The 17227-nt window shown below is 69.7% G+C and carries 12 protein-coding genes; 3 read left to right on the top strand and 9 right to left on the bottom strand.

Annotated features, from left to right (window positions below; translation table 11 throughout):
- Nucleotides 1–11: 11 nt before the first annotated feature.
- The 7 genes from AC1DJH_RS22320 to tssJ form a co-directional block, all read right to left on the bottom strand.
- Nucleotides 12–2636 (bottom strand): hypothetical protein, encoded by a 2625-nt coding sequence (locus AC1DJH_RS22320; RefSeq protein ID WP_478187201.1) that lies wholly within the window; start codon nucleotides 2634–2636, stop codon nucleotides 12–14.
- A gap of 134 nt (nucleotides 2637–2770) precedes the next feature.
- On the bottom strand, nucleotides 2771–4798 hold the full coding sequence (locus AC1DJH_RS22325) for a serine/threonine-protein kinase (protein WP_478187202.1): 2028 nt from the start codon (nucleotides 4796–4798) through the stop codon (nucleotides 2771–2773).
- Nucleotides 4799–4847: 49 nt separating this feature from the next.
- A complete protein-coding gene (gene tagF / locus AC1DJH_RS22330) occupies nucleotides 4848–5561 on the bottom strand; it encodes a type VI secretion system-associated protein TagF (protein WP_478187245.1) in 714 nt (237 codons plus the stop codon).
- Nucleotides 5562–5563: 2 nt separating this feature from the next.
- Nucleotides 5564–9220 carry a type VI secretion system membrane subunit TssM gene (tssM, locus tag AC1DJH_RS22335; protein WP_478187203.1) on the bottom strand — a complete coding sequence of 1219 codons (3657 nt, stop codon included), beginning with the start codon at nucleotides 9218–9220 and terminating at the stop codon, nucleotides 5564–5566.
- Nucleotides 9220–10632, bottom strand: a complete 1413-nt coding sequence (locus tag AC1DJH_RS22340; protein ID WP_435488151.1) for a DotU family type VI secretion system protein — start codon at nucleotides 10630–10632, stop codon at nucleotides 9220–9222. Before AC1DJH_RS22340 ends, tssM begins: the two co-directional genes overlap by 1 nt.
- An 8-nt stretch (nucleotides 10633–10640) precedes the next feature.
- Nucleotides 10641–12020 carry a type VI secretion system baseplate subunit TssK gene (gene tssK, locus AC1DJH_RS22345; RefSeq protein ID WP_435488150.1) on the bottom strand — a complete coding sequence of 460 codons (1380 nt, stop codon included), beginning with the start codon at nucleotides 12018–12020 and terminating at the stop codon, nucleotides 10641–10643.
- A 174-nt stretch (nucleotides 12021–12194) separates the two neighbouring features.
- The gene (gene tssJ, locus AC1DJH_RS22350; protein WP_478187204.1) at nucleotides 12195–12713 is read right to left on the bottom strand and encodes a type VI secretion system lipoprotein TssJ; all 519 of its coding nucleotides are present in this window, start codon (nucleotides 12711–12713) and stop codon (nucleotides 12195–12197) included.
- A 130-nt stretch (nucleotides 12714–12843) separates the two neighbouring features.
- Between tssJ and AC1DJH_RS22355 the strand changes: the two genes are divergently transcribed.
- The 3 genes from AC1DJH_RS22355 to AC1DJH_RS22365 all read left to right on the top strand — a co-directional run bounded on the left by AC1DJH_RS22355 (nucleotide 12844) and on the right by AC1DJH_RS22365 (nucleotide 16148).
- Nucleotides 12844–13254, top strand: coding sequence for a TssQ family T6SS-associated lipoprotein (locus AC1DJH_RS22355; protein WP_478187205.1), 411 nt, complete (start codon nucleotides 12844–12846; stop codon nucleotides 13252–13254).
- A gap of 64 nt (nucleotides 13255–13318) precedes the next feature.
- A complete protein-coding gene (gene tagH / locus AC1DJH_RS22360; protein WP_478187206.1) occupies nucleotides 13319–15340 on the top strand; it encodes a type VI secretion system-associated FHA domain protein TagH in 2022 nt (673 codons plus the stop codon).
- Nucleotides 15333–16148 carry a PP2C family protein-serine/threonine phosphatase gene (locus AC1DJH_RS22365; protein WP_478187207.1) on the top strand — a complete coding sequence of 272 codons (816 nt, stop codon included), beginning with the start codon at nucleotides 15333–15335 and terminating at the stop codon, nucleotides 16146–16148. The genes tagH and AC1DJH_RS22365 overlap by 8 nt, the downstream gene beginning before the upstream one ends.
- 12 nt (nucleotides 16149–16160) lie before the next feature.
- Here the strand turns inward: AC1DJH_RS22365 and AC1DJH_RS22370 are convergent, their stop codons facing one another.
- Nucleotides 16161–16541: a DUF4150 domain-containing protein gene (locus AC1DJH_RS22370; RefSeq protein ID WP_435496911.1), complete on the bottom strand. Its 381-nt coding sequence runs from the start codon at nucleotides 16539–16541 to the stop codon at nucleotides 16161–16163.
- A gap of 14 nt (nucleotides 16542–16555) precedes the next feature.
- Nucleotides 16556–17200, bottom strand: a complete 645-nt coding sequence (locus tag AC1DJH_RS22375; protein WP_478187208.1) for a DUF3540 domain-containing protein — start codon at nucleotides 17198–17200, stop codon at nucleotides 16556–16558.
- Nucleotides 17201–17227 lie beyond the last annotated feature (27 nt).

Raw genomic sequence — 17227 nt, forward strand, 5'->3', positions numbered from 1 at the left:
AACGCCGCGACTCAGCGCACCAGCGCATCGATCCAGCGTGCCACCAGCACCTGCTCCTGGTCGAAGTAGTGCGTGTGCGCGCCGCTGCCCAGGCACACGTCGTGTTCGGCCGCGGTCATCAGGGTCACCGGCGGCGAGGGCTTGTACAGCGGCGGATCGGCCCACAGCCACCGGCCCACGTAGTCGCCCGTGGCATAGGCGTTGACCCAGCGCTGCACGCCGACGTCGCTCGCCTCGGCCGTCAGCACCCATTCGTACAGGCGCGGAAAACGCGCCGCATAGAGCTGGCGCAGCGGGCACCCCGCGGTGAGCAGGTCGACCCGGCCCTCCAGCTTGGACCACAGCTTCACCACGCGGTCCTCGGGGCAGGACTGCGCCAGCCAGCGCGCGCGGTGCTGCAGGTAGCGCAGCAACTCCGCCGAGATCACCGTGCCCTGGCTGTGCGCCACGATCACCACGCGGTCGTAGCCCTGCGCCGCGATGCTCTCCAGCAGCGCGACGTAGCGCGAGAAGATGCGCGCGCGCGGAATGGCGTGGCGCGGGAACTCGCGGAAGTGGTTGTCGATGTCCAGCGCCACGTCCAGCGGCAGGCGCAGCCACGGCACATAGCGCGACAGCACGCCGCCGAAGGCCGACAGCGCCGCGACCGCGGTGGCGGCGGTGAGCACCAGCGGCTTGAGCACGAACTCCGACACCTCCCCGATGCGGCCGGTGAGCATGTCCACGCTGCGCACGACAGCGCCGATCCAGCTGTCGGCCTGCACGTCGAGCCGCGCCAGCGCCAGCAGCAGGCCCACGCCACATGCCATGAGCACGCTGGCGAAGGTCAGCCCTGTGACGAAGCCGTCGAGCCGCCGGTAACCGCCGGTGAGCCAGCGGCCCAGCGTGAACGAGGTGCCCACGGTCTTCCTGACTTCCGCGAGCACGCTGGGCGCCAGCACCACCACGAGGTACAGCGCCAGCACCAGCGTCAGCCCGGCCGCCAGCGCGAAGGTCTCGGTGCTGCGCAGGTAGCGCAGGTGCAGAAAGGTCGCGCCGTCCAGAAAGCAGAGCTGCCCGCTCGTGAAGATCAGCGGCTCGTAGTCGGTGCGGGCCGCACCGAACTCCACGAAGGTGGTCACCAGCGCCCAGATGGCCATCGCCAGCGTCACGAACGAGGCAATCGACACCAGCAACCCGAGCCGCCCGGTGGCCACGCTGGCCCGCTCGGCCGGGCCGTCGCGCGCCGCGAGCTGGCCGAACACCGCCCACGCGATGAGCAGGCCGCCCGCCAGCAGCCACCAGCACACGATGCCCAGCAGCAGGTACTCGACCGTGCGCAGGCCGGCCTGCACCCAGGCGTGCAGGTCGGCCGCGCCGTTCGCGGCGAAGGACGCCATGGCCACATGCACCAGCAGCGTCGCCGCCATCGCGGCCAGGAACACGAGGCCCGCCGCGCGCATCGCGGGAAAGCGGCTGTCGGCCACGCGCAGGCCGTAGTTGAAAAGCACGCCCAGCAGCGCCAGCCAGGTCAGCCCGATGAGCCAGTGCGTCCACGGCGCCGGCACGAGGCACAGCAGCACCGCGGCCCCCACCGCCAGCACCAGCGCCCCGCCACGCTTCACCGGCCGCACCCCATGCAGGTAGCAATACCACCACGCCGCCAGCGCCGGCAGCAGCAGCGCCAGCACGATGTGCAGCGCGCCCGCGTGCGGCGCGGCCAGGCCCAGCCCGGCGATCACCAGACCGGCCAGCAGCAACTGCAGGAACAGGTTGGCCAGCACGCCGGAAAACGCCCAGTCCAGCGCCATCTGCAGCTTGGCGAGCCAGCCCCACGCAAAGGCACCGGGCGTCTTGTGCCGTGCGGCGTAGAGCCCCGCGCGGTCGACCGCGTCGCGCCCCAGCTGCGACAGGCGGAACACCATGGTGAAGAGTTCGGTGACGATGCGCGGCAGCACGCCCGACAGGCGCGACAGGTCGGCCCAGTACATCTCGTGCACGTCCACATGCTGCGCCGTGCCCGTGGCCGGTTCCTGCCGGACCATGCGGATGCGCGTGGCCTCGTAGGCTTCCTTGCCGGCGCCTTGCCACTTGAACAGCAGGTAGTCGCTGAAGGCGATGCCGGCGTCCGCGGCCATGAGGCGCGCGGGGGCGGACTGCGGCTTGCCGGGCTTGCCGGGCTTGGTGGCTGCGGCGGTGGCCGCCATGGCCGCCGCGGTGCCCGCATCTGCCGTGGGCGCCGCCGCCGCCGGGCCGGTGCTCCAGTTCTCGCGCAGGAAGTCCGAGCGCACCGACTGGCGCAGGGCCTTGCGGAGCGACGGCGCCTGCGGCTTCTTCGCGGCGGCATCGCCGGGCGCGGGGTCGCGCGGCGCCATGCGCTTGCGCGCCGCGCCTTCGCCGTGGGAGCCGCTTTCCACCATCGACAGCAGCGGCGGCACGGCCACGATGTAGCTGTCGCAATCGCCGCGGCTGTAGCGCGCCCGCGGGCCGCCCGCATTGACCATGAGCGATGCGATCGCGCGCGCCGTGTCGCCGGCCTTCTGGTCCGCCACGCCGTGGATGGCGATGACGGCGACGCGCTCGGCGCGCTTGGCGATGACGGCCGCGCGCTCGGCGTTCGGCGTGCCGGGCGGTGGCGGTTCAAGCGGTGCGCTCATGGCGTGCTCCTGCGGGGAGACGCATTGTTCTGCCGCGGCGCAAGGCAGCGCCATCCCGCAAACGCAGGAGGCGGCCTACTGCCTACGGCCTAGCTGGCGACGACCCGGCAGCCGCTAGGTGCCGCGCCTCACGCCTACTTGAACTCGTGCGCGACCACGGGCGCCGACTTGCTGTCCTGCACCGTCACACGCTGGCGGAACACCTCGAGGTCGCCATTGCGCACCTCGATGTTGTAGATGCCCGGGCGCAGCGGCAGCGACTTCAGCGGCGGGCTCACGCCCCGGTCCGCGCCGTCGACGAACACCTGGCCCCACGGGCGGATGTTGAAGTTCACGCGGCCCATGCCCGGCGGTGCGGCAGGCGCAGTACCCGCCACGGGGGTCCCGGGCAACGCCCCGGCATCGGCGGTCACGGTGGGCGGCGACACGCGGTTGATCTCTGCGATCGCGTTGCGGGCCTCGCGCGCATGCAGGCCGCGGCGGTAGCGCCGCAGGTAGGCCTCGTAGCCTTCGCGCGTGTTCTCGGCCTGCGCCAGGTTCCAGTCCTCGGTCTCGGCCGTGGCAAGCGCGGCTTCGGGGGGGATGGTCGTCGGCGGCGGGTTGACCGGCACGTTGTCCAGCGGGGTCAGCGGGCCGGTGGACGCCACGGCGGCGCTGGCGGGCGCAGCGGGGGGCGTTGCGCCCGCCACCGCGCCGCCACCGGCCACGGGCACGCCGTCGGTCGCGGTTGGCGTGGCCGCCGTGCCCGCGGGCATGGCGGCCGGCGGCGACGCGGGGTTCGACATCGGCGCGCCCGGCGGCGGCACCGGCACCATCGCGGTCGAGGTGTCCTGCTTGGTCGTGGTCAGGCGCAGGCCGATCCAGCTGCCGACCGCCACCAGCGCCACCACCAGGCCGCCGACCAGCAGCCACGACTTGCCCGACGACTTGCCCGACGATTTGCCAGACGACTTGCCCGACGACTTCTTCTTCGGTGCCGGTGACGCCGGTCGCGAAGCGGCTGCTGCAGCCTTCACGGGGTTCGCGGCCTTGACCATCACCGGCTCGGCCGCCGCGACCGGCGGCGTCGCGAAGCTGGGCGCGCCGGTCGGCTCCAGCGGCACCGGTGCCGACGCGGGCGCGAACTGGTGCGGCGCCAGCTCCGGCGGCGGCGGCGCGGCCGGCACGGGCGCGGCGGCAATGATCACCGTCGGCGCGGCCATGCCGTTCACGTAGATGTCGCCGAGCTTCAGCAGCCCCAGCTCGGCGGCGAACGCCGCCACGGTCTGCGTGCGGTCCTTGCTGTGCACGGCCAGCGTGTGGTCGACCGCTGCGCAGAAGGCCGGGCTCACGTCGGCACGGCCCATCGACGACAGCGGCACGTAGGCGTCCTGCACGCTGCGCACCACGGCCGAAGGCGGCGGGTTGCCGGTGACCGCGCGGTACAGCACGGCACCCAGCGCATACAGGTCGGTCCACGGGCCTTGCAGCAGCGTGTTGTCGTCGGCGTACTGCTCGATGGGCGAGTAGCCCGACTTCACCATCACGGCCACCTCGTCGACCATGTCGGCAATCGACTTGCGTGCGGCGCCGAAGTCGAGCAGCACCGGCAGGTCGTCATGCTGGATGAAGATGTTGTCGGGCGCGATGTCGCGGTGGAAGCACTGGCTGCGGTGCAGCGTCTCGAGCGCGCCCAGCAGCGGCCCGAGCATGCCCAGCATCCAGGTCTCGGTGACCTTGCCCGGGTCTTCCTCGGCCAGGCGGCGCAGCGTGCGGCCCTTGTAGAGCTGGATCGCCATGTAGGCGGTGGAGTTCGACTCCCAGAAGCGATGCACGCGCACCAGCGCCGGGTGGCTGAACTGCGCGAGCGTGCGCGCCTCGTTGATGAAGCTGCGCAGGCCGGCCTCGAAGGTGGCGGTGAGCCGCTCGGAGCGCACGTGCACGCTGTTGTCGCCCACGCGGCGCGCGAGCATCGAGGGCATGTACTCCTTGATGGCCACCTCGCGCAGCAGCGAGTGGTCGTAAGCCCGGTAGACGATGCCGAAGCCGCCTTCGCCGATCACCTCGAGCAGTTCGAACTCGTCGAGCCGATGGCCCACGCCCAGCGGGTGCGGGCGTTCCTGCGGGTCGGCCGGCGGACTGCCCAGGCCCGTGCCTGCGCCTGTACCGTTCGTGGTCGTCATGCGTTTCCTCCTCCTGCGGGGCCGTGGCTCTTGTGGCTCGTTCGACGCGTCATGCCCATGGCACATGCCCCTGCGAAAACAATTTCGAAAACAGCGGTGTGTTGAGTCCCCCGCCATGGGCGGCGGTGCGCAACGGCGACCCGTCGGCCTGGTTGGTCCACCAGTAGCTGGTGCTGCCGAAGGGATCGAAACACAGTGGAAGCTCGGGCCAGCCCAGGCGCTGCTGGGCACTCTCGCCACCGGCTGTAGGCCCGAGGATCGACAGGATGTCGTCCGAGCCGCCGCTGGCGGTGTGAAAGCCCGCACGGCCCGCGGCGAGCACCTGCGTGTCGAACTGGTCGGGTGCCACGCCGTGGCGAATGGCCTGCAGCAGCGCGGTGCCGCACTGCCAGTACCAGGCGGCCGAGCCCTCGAGCACGGACGGCCGGTAGTTGTGCGCGGCCACCTGCAGCGTGACGCACACGGGGTAGTAGCGGCCCACCCGGTCGCAGCTGGGGGCGAGGCAGCCGAACTGCACGGCGTTCACCCCTTGCGTGGCGGGGATCGCAAAGTTCCACACGGGTGCCACGGCGTAGTGGCGCGTCATGGCGTCGGGCCAGCGCTTGAAGCTGCCCAGGCCGTTCTGCATCCAGCGGTCCCACCAGGCCTGCAACTCGCGCGGCATGCGGCGGTAGAGAAAGTCACCGGCGCCCGGGAGCTTGCCGTACCAGCCGATCTGCTCGTCGACGGGGACCCAGGCCTGCGGGGGCATGGCGCTGTTCATGCTCATGACTTCCCCGGGCACGAGAAGCTGTTCATCTGCGGCAGACGCAGCGGGTTGTAGACGCTGTTGGCCGTTACCGCCAGCACCACCTTCTTGCCCTGCAGGTCGAAGGTCGCATTGAAAGACTCGGGCGACTTTCCCGCCGAGATCGAGGCCTTGTCGAACAGGCGATGCAGGGCCCACGGACCTTCCGTCACGATGCCGCCCGCCGGCGTGCCGTTGGCGGTGGTCACCTGCAGGCGCACCTGGTTGCTGTTGCGCGGGCCCGGCCACTTGACGGTGGACGGTGCCTGCGGGCCGTGCGCGTAGCGCACCGTCTGGCCGTCGATGTCGAGCGTGAACTGCGTGAGCGCGGCGTCCATGTCCTCGGGCCGGATGTCCAGCGTGAACGACGGGGTGCGCCCGCCCGCCATGCCCGAGAAAAACACGTCGCGAATGGCCTGCGCCTTCTGGAACGAATCGAGGTAGCCCGAGCGCCCCGACGCGCTGCCGTCCACGCCGCGCTTGAAGGCCCAAGGGTTGACCGAGGTGTCGACCTGCGTGACGAGGTTCTTCTGGAAGAAGTCGTCCATCATCCCGCCTGGTGCGAACAGCTGCGCGAAGTCGCCCGAGGCCACGTCGCGGTTCGAGCCGCGCGTGAACGGGTAGCGCCCCGCGATCGCCTGGTTGCAGAACGAGCCGATGCTCGCCGCCGCGCTCTGCCCGATGTTCTGCCGCGTCACCGCCGCCGCCTTCGACGACGCCGTGGCCGACAGGTCGTTCAGCATGCCCTGGAACGGCACCGGCAGGCGCCCTGCTTCGGCCTGCACCTTGGTCACCGCGTCGCTCGACGGCGGAATGTTGCCGCTGCGCAATGCGCTGTCGGTGGCGGTGAGGAAGGTGTAGAGCTCGTTGATGAGCGCGGCCGTCGCGTCGATGGGCGCCTGGCCGCCCTGCTTGGGCGCCGTGACCATGCGGCGCAGCGGCTCGAAGTGGTTGTCCACCAGCGACTCGGGGCGGTCGAGCTGCGTGTTGCGGCGCTGGCTGCCGTCGGGCTGGCCGATGAGCTGCTCGATGCGCTCGCGCGTGGTCTGCACCCGGTTCTGCGCCTGGTCGAGCAGGCTGCGCGCGGCCTCGTCGTGGTTGCGCAGCAGGTCGGTCTCGCGCGCGGCGCCGCGGATGATGCGCGACATCGGCGACTCCGACGTCGACAGCACGCGCGTCATCTGGATGCTCTGCAGCAGCGAGCGGCTGTCGGCCAGGCGAATGTCCACCAGGTAGTCGTCCCACACCTTGATGTAGTCGGTCAGGTAGAGGCGGCGCACCTCGCGCAGCAGCAGCTCGCGCGAGGTGATGTCGGCGATGCCCGGCGCGCGGATCTGCAGCACCCAGCGGTCTTCCTGCTCCAGCGACAGCGTGGTCTCGGCCATGCGCTTGTCGAAGATGTCCCAGTAGCCGCGGTAGGTGAACAGCGTGGAGATGCCGTCGGTCAGCGGCTTGCCGCTGGCCCGGCGGATGACCAGCGCCGACTCGGCCCCGCCGGCCTCCGCGATGGTGAAGGCATTGGGCGGACTGGTCTGCAGCAGGATGCGGCGCAGCCGCGCGTACGAGCGCTGCGCCAGCGGCATGCCGGCCAGGCGCTCGCGCGTCTGCGTGACGAGCCGCTCGTCCTTGGCGAAGGGCGAGGTCAGCACGCGTCCCGTGAACAGCGCCTTCAGATGCGCCTCGAGGTGGGTGCGCTGCTCCCGCGTGAGCGAGGCGCCGATCTTGCGGTCCACGTCGCTCAGCAGCCAGGCCTGCAGGAAGTCCGCGTCGTAGCGCTCGGCGTCGAACAGCATCAGGTAGGCCTTGAGCGCCTCGTAGCTGTACTCCGTGTCGTTCTTCGCCGCATCGCGCAGCGACTGTTCGACCCGTTGGGCGGCCTGCGGCAGCAGCACGGTTTCGAGCGCGCGCTGGTACACGCCGTCGGTCGCGGCCTGCAGCTTCTCGCCCTGGTAGAGGCCGAAGCGGTAGGACACGGGCGGCTCGTCGATGTCGAAGCGGGTCGACTTCGGCAGGTCGCGCAGCTTGTCCAGGATGAGCAGCGAGCTCGCGATGTCGCCGCTGGAGTCGACCACCGTGGGCAGGTCGCCGCGCGCCGCCGCCTTGTTGAAGGCCTTGGCGTTGCCGTCGACCTCGGCCACGTAGTCCTTGTTGTTGCGCCAGCTGTTCACGCAGGCGCCCAGCAGCAGCACCAGCAGCACGCCGATCACGCTGTAGCCCGCGATGTCGATGGCCCGCTTGCGCCGGTACCAGCGCAGGTTGGTGCCCGCCACGCCCGCATCGCGGAAGATCACCTGCTGCAGCAGCTCCTTCAGGAAGTAGCTCTTGCCCGGGCCCGGCGGCGGTGCCGGCGGCGCGTTGACCTGCAGGTAGCGCTTGATGGCGCCCATCACGCGGTCGAAGGCCGTGCCCTCCTGCGTGCCGCTGGTGAAGTACACGCCGCGCAGCATCGAGGCGGCCTCGAACTTCGACGGGTTGAACACATCGGCCAGGAAGGTGCCCAGGATGTCCTCGAAGCTCGCGAACTGCTGCGGCAGCAGGTAGGCCTGCGCGCGGCGCATCGGGTCGGACTCGGCCGCGAGCAGCTCGGGCAGACGCTCGTCCAGGCGCTGGTGCAGCAGCTTGTACTCCTGGTGGAAGCGCTCGCGCAGGTCGCCGGCCACCGGGGCGGCACCCTTGGCCGTCTTCCTTGCCGCAGTGCCCGCGATCGGAAAGGTGAAGCCCCACACCTGCTGGCGCTCGGCACGGCCCAGCGATCCGAAGTACTCGTTGAAGCCGGCCAGCAGGTCGGTCTTGGTGACCAGCACGTACACCGGAAAGTCGATGCCCAGGTCCTGGCGCAGCTCCAGCAGCCGCTTGCGCAGCGCCATCGCGTGGCGCGCGCGCTGCGCGTCGTCGGCCAGGGGCAGGTCGGCGATGCTGATGGTGAGGATGGCGCCGTTGATCGGCTGGCGCGGACGGAACTTCTTCAGCAGCTCGATGAAGCCCTTCCACTCGCCCTCGTCGGTCTCGCGGTTGCTCTCGTGCGTGGTGTAGCGGCCGGCCGTGTCGATCAGCACTGCCTCGTTGGTGAACCACCAGTCGCAGTTGCGCGTGCCGCCAATGCCGCGCACCGCGGCCTTGCCGAGCTGGTCGGCCAGCGGAAAGTCGAGGTCGGAGTTGACCAGCGCCGTGGTCTTGCCCGAGCCCGGCGCACCGATGAAGATGTACCAGGGCAGCTGGTACAGGTACTGCCGGTCGAACAGCGAGAAGCGGCCGGCGCCCTTGCCGTCGGCGCCCTCGCCGAAGCGCATGTTCTTCAGGATGGCCGTGGCGTCGGTGAAGCCGCTCTGCAGTTCCTTGATTTCGGGCGCGTCTTCGGGCTTGGCCTCTTTTTCCTTCTTGGAGGGCGTGCGCAGCTGGTTGAGCAGCTGTGCGTTGAGCCGGCGCTCGCGCCACTTGCGGTAGATGACCCGTGCGATCCAGACCGCGAACATCAGCACGATGACCGCGATGCGCACGATCTCGTCTTCGAACGGGCGGTAGCGGCCCACGGCGATGACCGGACCGATGACCCAGATCAGGAACGCGACCGCGACAAGGCCCAGGAAGACCCACAGGTCGCGGCTGATGAGAAAACGGAAGAGGGCGCGCAGCATCAGCGGGCACCTCCTGCTTGCGGTGCCTGCGATGCAGGCAGCGAAGGCTGCCCCTGCGCATTCGAGGTTCCCGCCACCGGCGCCACCAGCAGCGTGACTTCGACGCGCCGGTTGCGCGCGCGGTTCGCGGCCGAGTCGTTGGGCACCAGCGGCTCGGCATCGCCGCGGCCTTCGGCGCGCAGGCGTTCGGGCCGTGCGATGCGCTGCGAAATCATTTTCTTCACCGCGTCGGCGCGGGCCTGCGAAAGTTGCCAGTTGGAGGGGAAGCGCACGCTGCGTATCGGCTGGTCGTCGCTGAAGCCGCTGACCAGCACATTGCCTTCCACCGAATTCAGCGCATCGGCCACGCGCGCGAGCACCGGCGCGTAGCGGTCGAGCACGCGGTCGGAGCCCGAGGCGAACAGGCCGTCGCCGCGCAGCACCACCACGCTGCGGTCGGCCTCGTCGCGCACGGTCAGCAGGCCGTCGCGGATCTCGGCCTCCAGGAAGCGCTGCAGGCGCGGTTGCGGCGCGGGCATGACCACGGCGCGCGCGGTCTGCGGCAGCCGCACCGCGTTGACGGCCGCGAAGGCGCCGTCTGACGTACCGGCCAGGTTGAAGGTGAGCAGCGCAAAGGCCAGCACCAGCAGCACCGCCGCCACCGCGCCCACCGCCCACACCGGCAGCCAGTTGCGCGCGCGGCGCACCGGTGCGCTGGCGTCCTGCCAGTGCGGCGACAGCGGCACCGCAATCTCGCCGCGCGTCTGGCGAATGATCTGCAGCAGCCGCTGCTTGAGGGTTTCAAGCTGCGAGCGGCCGTTGTCGATGACGCGAAAGCGCCCCTCGAAGCCCATGGCCAGGCAGAAGTAGATGAGCTCGATCAGGTGCAGGTGCTGCTGCGGGTTCTGCACCAGGCGCGACAGCAGCTGGAAGAACTTCTCGCCGCCCCAGGTCTCGTTGTGGAACATCACCAGCAGGCTCTGGGACGACCAGATGCTGCCGCCCCACGGCGTGAGTGCGGCGGCCTCGTCGACGGCCGTGCACAGGCAGTAGCGCGCGCCGATGATCACCTCGGGCGCGATGCCGGCCTGCTGCGCGCGCGTCTCGAAGCGGCGCACCTCGTCGACCAGGTGCTCGCGCAGCTGCGCGGGCGCGGGGTGGTGGCCGGTGGCGCGGATCTGCGGGATCAGGTCGAGCAGCGGATTGGCCGCGGCCACCAGCGGGTTGTTGCCGGCAATGGCCGTGTCGCCCGCATGCGGGCGACGTGTGTCGTGCCATGCGGTGAAGGACTCGGGCTGCGCACCGAGGCCGCGCGGGGCGGAGCCATCGCCCATGCCGCTGCCCATCCCGTTGCCCATACCGTTCCCGGTGGCGCCGCCGCCCGGATTCGGCGGCACGAAGCCGCCCTGGCCGACGGCCATGTCGTTGTTCATAGGGTCCCTCACGGACGGATCGCCCAGAACTCCATGGCCAGACCCGGAAAGTCACCGGCCAGGTGCATCGCGACGCCGCCCGACTTCTCGAGTTGGCGCCACATGTCGCCGCTCTTGTCGAGCTCGAAGTAGTGGTAGCCCGCGTTGTACGGAATCTGCCGCGGCGCCACCGGCAGCGGCCGCACCACCACGCCGGGCAGCTGCAGCTGCACGAGGTCGCGGATGCGCTCCACCGAACCGATCTTCACCTGCGTGGGAAAGCGCTGCTGGATGGCCTCGGCCGGCAGGTCGGCATGCACCGCGAGCACGAAACCCGCGTTGCGCACCAGCACCGGGTCGGGCATGCGGCCCACGCGCACGCCGTGGCTGCGCTCCTCGAGCTCGATGGAGATGGCGCTCTGTTCGAGCACGGCCGACAGCGAACGGCGCAGCTCTTCCATCAGCGGACGAATGCTTTCGTTGAGGTTGTCGTGGTCGTACACCGGCCACACCACCGGCCGGCGCGTGGGCGAGGTGTGCGTGGCCAGGTGGCAGGCCAGCTTGAGCCAGTCGATGAACAGGTGCTCGGGATGAACCTGCACCGCCTGCTGTGCGTGCCAGGTGGTCGCCAGATAGCGATTGACCAGCTCCAGCAGCAGGAAGTCGGACACCTCGCTCACGCCGCCGCGGCCCGGCTGCGACAGCCGCGAGGCCAGCGCCTCGGAGCGCTGCGTGAGCAGGCCGTGCAGCTCCGCGATCATGCTGCGCAGCATGGCGTGCGCCGACGCGTCGAGCACGGGCGGAATGTAGTTGGCGTCGACCACCAGCTTGTGGTCGGTGCGCCGCTCGATCACGCGCACCGCGCCGATGGCCTGCCACTCGGCGGTGAGCGACGAGGCACGCGCCAGGCGCAGGCGCGGCGACGCGAGCTGCAGCGTGGCAGGGCCCAGGGCCACGGCGTTGCCGTCGTTCACCTCGCGCTCGATCACGCCGTAGCGCGCGGCCGAGCCTTCTTCTTCCGTGAAGATGACCTCTTCGCTGCCCGGCCTGCGCAGCGGCAGCGCGAGCACGATGAGTTCGTCGGTGAGGTCGGTGGGTACTTCGTAGGGAAGCGGTGCGTCTTCGGCGCCGAACGCGAACGGCGTGCCGTCGGGCAGCACGCCTGCACCGCTCTGCAGCGATACACGGCCGAGCGCGTAGGCATCGCGGTCGATCTCCAGATGCAGCCAGCCCCAGGAGGCGCCTTGCAGGCCGGCGGTGCGGCGGGTCACGTACTGCTCGACATAGCGTTCCAGTTGCTGGAAGTGCTGCGGCCGCAGGTACATGCCCTCGGACCACACCACGCGATTCGCCAATGCCTGCGGTTGGGCGCCATTTCTTCCGGCGCCCGGATTGCGGACTGTCACCAAAGAACCTCCTGGAATTGCTCAACGGAAGCGGGAGGTGCGTTGATGAACGACCTCCCGATCGATCTGCTTTTTTATGCGTCTGATGCTACACGGCGTGTCTTGAATACGGCATGGCTTTTCATTCGTCGACGACACGCACTTTCGTACTAGCTAGACAGCAAGACGCCGAGAAAACTAACGACTTGGTATCAGCTCGATGCCGGTCTTGCGAATGGCCACCTGCACCGCCTGGTCGCTCGGCGAGAACTGCCACACCTTGTAGAGATTGGTTTGCTTTGGCTCTTTCAGCGGCAGCACGATGCGCCAGCGAGAGGCTTCCAGCTTGCGATAGCCCGCGATGATGCCGATGGCGCGCGAGTCGAGTCCGGCTTCGCGCTTGAACACGCGCTCTTCGCCGCTGCGCATGATGGCCTGGTCGGCGTTCACGAGCTCCGTCATGAGCGTCTCGCGGTCGCGGTCCTGCAGTGCAAAGTAGTCTGCCGTCTCGAAGTTACCGGAAGATTTCAGTTCGAAGACCTTCACGAGGATGGGCGCCGCCTGCCCGCGTCCGTCGGGGTTCACGCCCTCGTCGATCCTGATGGTCACCGCGTAGGGCGTGGGCATCGACTTGGCCGTCGATGCGCATCCACTGACCAGGCCTGCAAACAAAGGTGTCGTTGCAAGTGCGCCTTGTAGCAAGGTTCTTCGATGCATTGAGTTCTCCCCGATATGGTTGCGACCTATATTATCGAAAGCATGCGCATTTACGATGGCGCATCGCGTGCCTGTCGCAACTCAGCGGCACACTATCTCGAACATTGCATTCAGCAGGTAGGAGAAAAGATTGAAGTCATGTCTGCCAGCTCTGGCGTTCACTCTTTTGATGGTCGCAGGTTGCACCACCCCGCAGCCCGCACCCGATCCCGCACCGCAACCCGAACGACTCAGCCAGCAGGTAGCGCGCACCACGCTGGAGCGCGCGCAACAGGCCTATGACGAAGGCGACTACGCCAAGGCCGTGAGCACGCTCAAGAGCGGCGGTGTGTCGGTGTTCGACGGTGCCGATGCCAACACGCGGCTCGAGGCGATGAAGCTCGAGGCCTTCAGCTACTGCGTGGCCAACCAGATCCCCGAGTGCCGCGCGCAGTTCCGCAAGCTCCTCGACACGTTCCCCACCTTCGACCTCAGCGTGGCGGAGCGCAAGCATCCGGTGTGGGGCCCGGCCTTCGAGGCCGCGAAGCGAATGAAGCGTTGATGATGGACATCGCCAATGGCGCGCCTCGATGCGGCCGGCGAGAAACGACGACCAGGGAGATGCGATGCGTTGGACAGTGATCGAACATGCCGGCAGGCCGGTGACAGCGGGGCCCTCGGCATGGCTCGCGGCGCCCGGCGGCACCATCGGGCGCAGCCCTGACAACCACCTCGTGCTGCCAGACGAACAGCGCCAGATCTCGCGCCTGCAGGCCACGGTGCGCTTCGACGAGGACGGTGCGGTGGTCCTGCGCAACATGAGCGCGGTGCTGCCCATCGGCGTGAACGGCAGCACGCTGGCGCACGAGCAGGAGTCGCGCGTGGCCGATGGCGACCGCGTGACGATCGGCAGCTACGTGCTCGAAGCCGCGAGCGCCCAGCGCGCGGTGCCTGCGGTGCCGCTGGAGCCCACGGTGGCGGTCGTTCCTCCATCGCCACCTCCACCGCCCTTTTCTCCACCGCCCTTTTCTCCCCCGCCTGTGCACCCGCTGTCCCCGGCACTTGGCGCCGCACCGGTGCAGGCGAGCCCCATCGGTGACCTGCTGCCGTCATCGCCTGGCGCCGATGTGTTCGCAGACCTGTTCGGCGAAGGCGCGCTGCCCATCGGCGATGCGCAGCCTGCAGCGGCCGTGCCGACGCCCCAGCGTACGCCGGAGCCCGAGCACGCACCGGCACCTTCACCGGCGTTCGTGCCCGCGCCGGTGCCACCGCCCGCGCCTTTCGTCGCCCCTCTTCAGCCGCCGGCCGCACCACCGAAGGCGAGCGACAACAGCAACAACATCGGCAGCGCCACTGCGGCGGCGCAGATGCCCTCGGCGGCCGACTGGGACGCCATCCTCGCCAATGCGCCGCGGCGCGTCGACAGCACCCCCGCGCCCATGCCCGACCCGATGGCGCACGAGCCCTTCGAGCTGCCCTCGCAGGCGCACAGGAACCCGGCAGACCCGCTGGCCGAGCTGAACCCGCACGCGGCCGGCGGCATGTCGGACATCGCACTGAAGCGCGGGGTCGATCCACTCTCGTTCTTCGCGGCCGACGACAGCGCGCACTCGCCGCTGGCCGACCCCCGCCCCACATCGCTCGCGCACCACGACACGCTGTTGCCGGGCGAGCCGCACCCCGCGCTCGACCTGCTGCGGAACAAGCCGGCGGTGCAGGGCTACAGCCAGCCGAACCATGCGCGCGAAGTGTCGGCGCAGTTCCGCCCGCCGATGCCGGTGGCCGCGCCTGCGCCGGTGGCGGAACCAGTGAAGCTGGAGGCACCGCCACCGCCACCTCCACCTCCACCTCCACCTCCACCGCCACCGCCACCTCCACCATCGCCCGCGCCACCTCCCGTGGTGGCCGCGCCGGTCGTGCCGCCGCCGGTCGCCGTGGCAGTGCCGGCGGCACCCGTGGCCGCACCTGTCGCCGCCACGCCCGCAACACCGACAACGCCGACAACGCCTGAGTCGCCCGCCTCCGCTGCGCCGCCCTCGCCCGCCTCCGAAGCCCTGTTCAAGGCCTTCCTCGAAGGCGCGGGCGTGCCCGAGCTGGCCGGCCAGCAGCCGATGGACCTCGAGGCCATGCAGCGCCTGGGCCGCATCATGCGGGCCTTCACCGACGGCACGATCGAACTGCTGTCGTCGCGCGCCATGCTCAAGCGCGAGGTGCGCGCCGAGATCACCATGATCGTGGACGAGGAGAACAACCCGTTCAAGATCCTGCCCAACGGCCGCGCCGTGCTGATGCAGATGTTCGGCGCGCGCATGCCCGGCTTCCTGCCGCCCGAGGCCGCCGTGCACGACGCGCTGGGCGACCTGCAGTCGCACCAGCTCGGCATGGTGGCCGGCATGCGCGCCGCGCTGCTCACGCTGCTCAAGAGCTTCGACCCCGCCGCGCTCGCCCGCGACACGCCGCACGACGGCGGCCTGGGCGAGAAGCTGCTGCCCGGCGGGCGCGAGGCGCGCCTGTGGCGCCGGCTGCAGGCGCTGCACACGGAAACCACCGCGGCCGTGGAAGACGACTTCCAGGCCGTCTTCGGCCGCGCGTTCCAGCAGGCCTACGACAAGGAAATGGAACGGTTGAAGGAGGCCCGCCGTGCCTGACACCATGACCGACAAAGCGGCCCACGCCGCCCACGCCTTCGCCGTGCCCGTGTCGACCTCGCAGTTCTCCTGCGTGGGCGAGCGCAGCGGCAACCAGGACGCCATCGGCTACCACCTGGACGAGCGCAACGCCTGCTTCGTGGTGAGCGACGGCGTGGGCGGCAACGCCGGCGGCGAGCTGGCCTCGCGCATCGCGGTGGACACCGCCCTCAACGCCTTCGTGGACGCCCCCTCGCTGACGCCCGACAGCATCCAGCGCTGCGTGAAGTCGGCCAACGACGCCATCCTGGCCAGGCAGCGCGAGCTCACCGAGCAAAGCCGCATGAGCGCCACCTTCGTCTCGCTGTTCGTCGACCGCGCCACCAACCAGGCCTGCTGGGCCCACGTGGGCGACAGCCGCCTGTATTGGTTTCGACGCGGCGCGCTCATGGAGCGCACCGAAGACCACAGCCTGTCGGAGCGCTCCGGCGACGCCGCCGCGAGCCATCAGAACGGCGGCGAGCGGCTGGTGAAGACCAACCTGTTGTACCGCGCACTCGGCGCACGCGCCACGGCCGAGGCCACGCTCACCGCGCCGCGGCGCCTGGCCGACGGCGACGCCTTCCTGCTGTGCACCGACGGGCTCTGGCAGCTGATCTCGCAACAGGTGATGGAGCGCTCGCTGCAGCTGGCCGACAGCGCCGAGGAATGGCTGGCGCTGCTGCGCCGCGCGGCCGAGGCCAAGGCCGACGAGTCGCGCGACAACTACTCGGCGCTGGCCGTGTGGGTGGGGTTTCCGCAGCAGGTGACGCTGGCGGGAACGGTCTGAATAAACGCGCCCTCAGGGCGCGAGCATCAGCACCTTGAACTGGCTCGGCACGATGCGCATGCCGACGATGTTGCAACGGTTCTGCATCGTGATGCTGGTGACCCGCGTGGCCGGCGTACCCTTGAGAAGCACGGTGAACGCGCCTGTCACATGACGCGATTGCTGCATGAACGTCTGCGATACAACGCCGCCCAGCGCCCCGGGCTGATCCCCCAGAGTGATTGGCGTGGTGGTGGCCATGTTGTGTGCCGGCATCGCCATGAAGAGGATGTTCCAGGCATTCGGAATGGCCATCGGTCCCATGGCCATGTTCGGGTAGGGAATGGGCACCGGCGACCTGCAGACGTCGGGAAACGCCATGTCCATGCCCATGAGCTGACAGTTGGCAAACATCTGGTATCTCCTCGCTAGCCCATGTGGATCTGAGCCGCGTCCACCTTCACCAGCTCCTGGCCGGTGACCATCGTGTGGTGGCCATGAATGCGCACCGTCTCGCTGGCCTTGTAGTCCATGTGGCCCGCACGCACCTGGTCGACTTCATCCGTCAGGCGCAGCGTCTGGCGCGCCATCTGCACGATGCGATCGGCCACGGTCTCGAACACCTTGCCGACCAGCCGGACGCTTCCGGCCGCGGCCTGCATGGAACGCGTCACCAGCCGCAGTTCACCGATGTCGCACTCGCCCTCTTCTGCCTTGAGCACGAAGCGCTTGTCCGCGCGAAGCCTGAGCTCCGAGGCACTCGCGATGGTCACCCGGCCGTTGCCGGCAGGCGCGAAGGTGACGTCGCCCGCCGCCTCGATGCAGCTCGACGACGCATCGGCCTGCTCGATCACGGCGATCAGGTAGGCGCGCGCGCTGTCGGGACCGGACACCAGCACGGTATCGCCGGTGGCCGGTTTGAGCAGGCAGCTCGCCGCGCGCCGGCAAACCCAGACGGCACCCTGCTCGTCTTCGACGGTGACACGTCCGTCCGGCAGCAATGCGGCGACCACCCCTTGGAAGTGAACCGGAGCCGTCAGCTTCGAGGCTTTGTGCAGTGAAACGACTGACATGGTGTCTCCTTGTTTCGATGGGTCAAC

Source organism: Variovorax sp. 10N412 (assembly GCF_056394985.1).

Bases quoted from the DNA above. Each gene is read 5' to 3' on its own strand.
- AC1DJH_RS22320 (WP_478187201.1), bottom strand. From the start codon at position 2,636: ATGAGCGCACCGCTTGAACCGCCACCGCCCGGCACGCCGAACGCCGAG.
- AC1DJH_RS22325 (WP_478187202.1), bottom strand. From the start codon at position 4,798: ATGACGACCACGAACGGTACAGGCGCAGGCACGGGCCTGGGCAGTCCG.
- tagF (WP_478187245.1), bottom strand. From the start codon at position 5,561: ATGAACAGCGCCATGCCCCCGCAGGCCTGGGTCCCCGTCGACGAGCAG.
- tssM (WP_478187203.1), bottom strand. From the start codon at position 9,220: ATGCTGCGCGCCCTCTTCCGTTTTCTCATCAGCCGCGACCTGTGGGTC.
- AC1DJH_RS22340 (WP_435488151.1), bottom strand. From the start codon at position 10,632: ATGAACAACGACATGGCCGTCGGCCAGGGCGGCTTCGTGCCGCCGAAT.
- tssJ (WP_478187204.1), bottom strand. From the start codon at position 12,713: ATGCATCGAAGAACCTTGCTACAAGGCGCACTTGCAACGACACCTTTG.
- tagH (WP_478187206.1), top strand. From the start codon at position 13,319: ATGCGTTGGACAGTGATCGAACATGCCGGCAGGCCGGTGACAGCGGGG.
- AC1DJH_RS22370 (WP_435496911.1), bottom strand. From the start codon at position 16,541: ATGTTTGCCAACTGTCAGCTCATGGGCATGGACATGGCGTTTCCCGAC.
- AC1DJH_RS22375 (WP_478187208.1), bottom strand. From the start codon at position 17,200: ATGTCAGTCGTTTCACTGCACAAAGCCTCGAAGCTGACGGCTCCGGTT.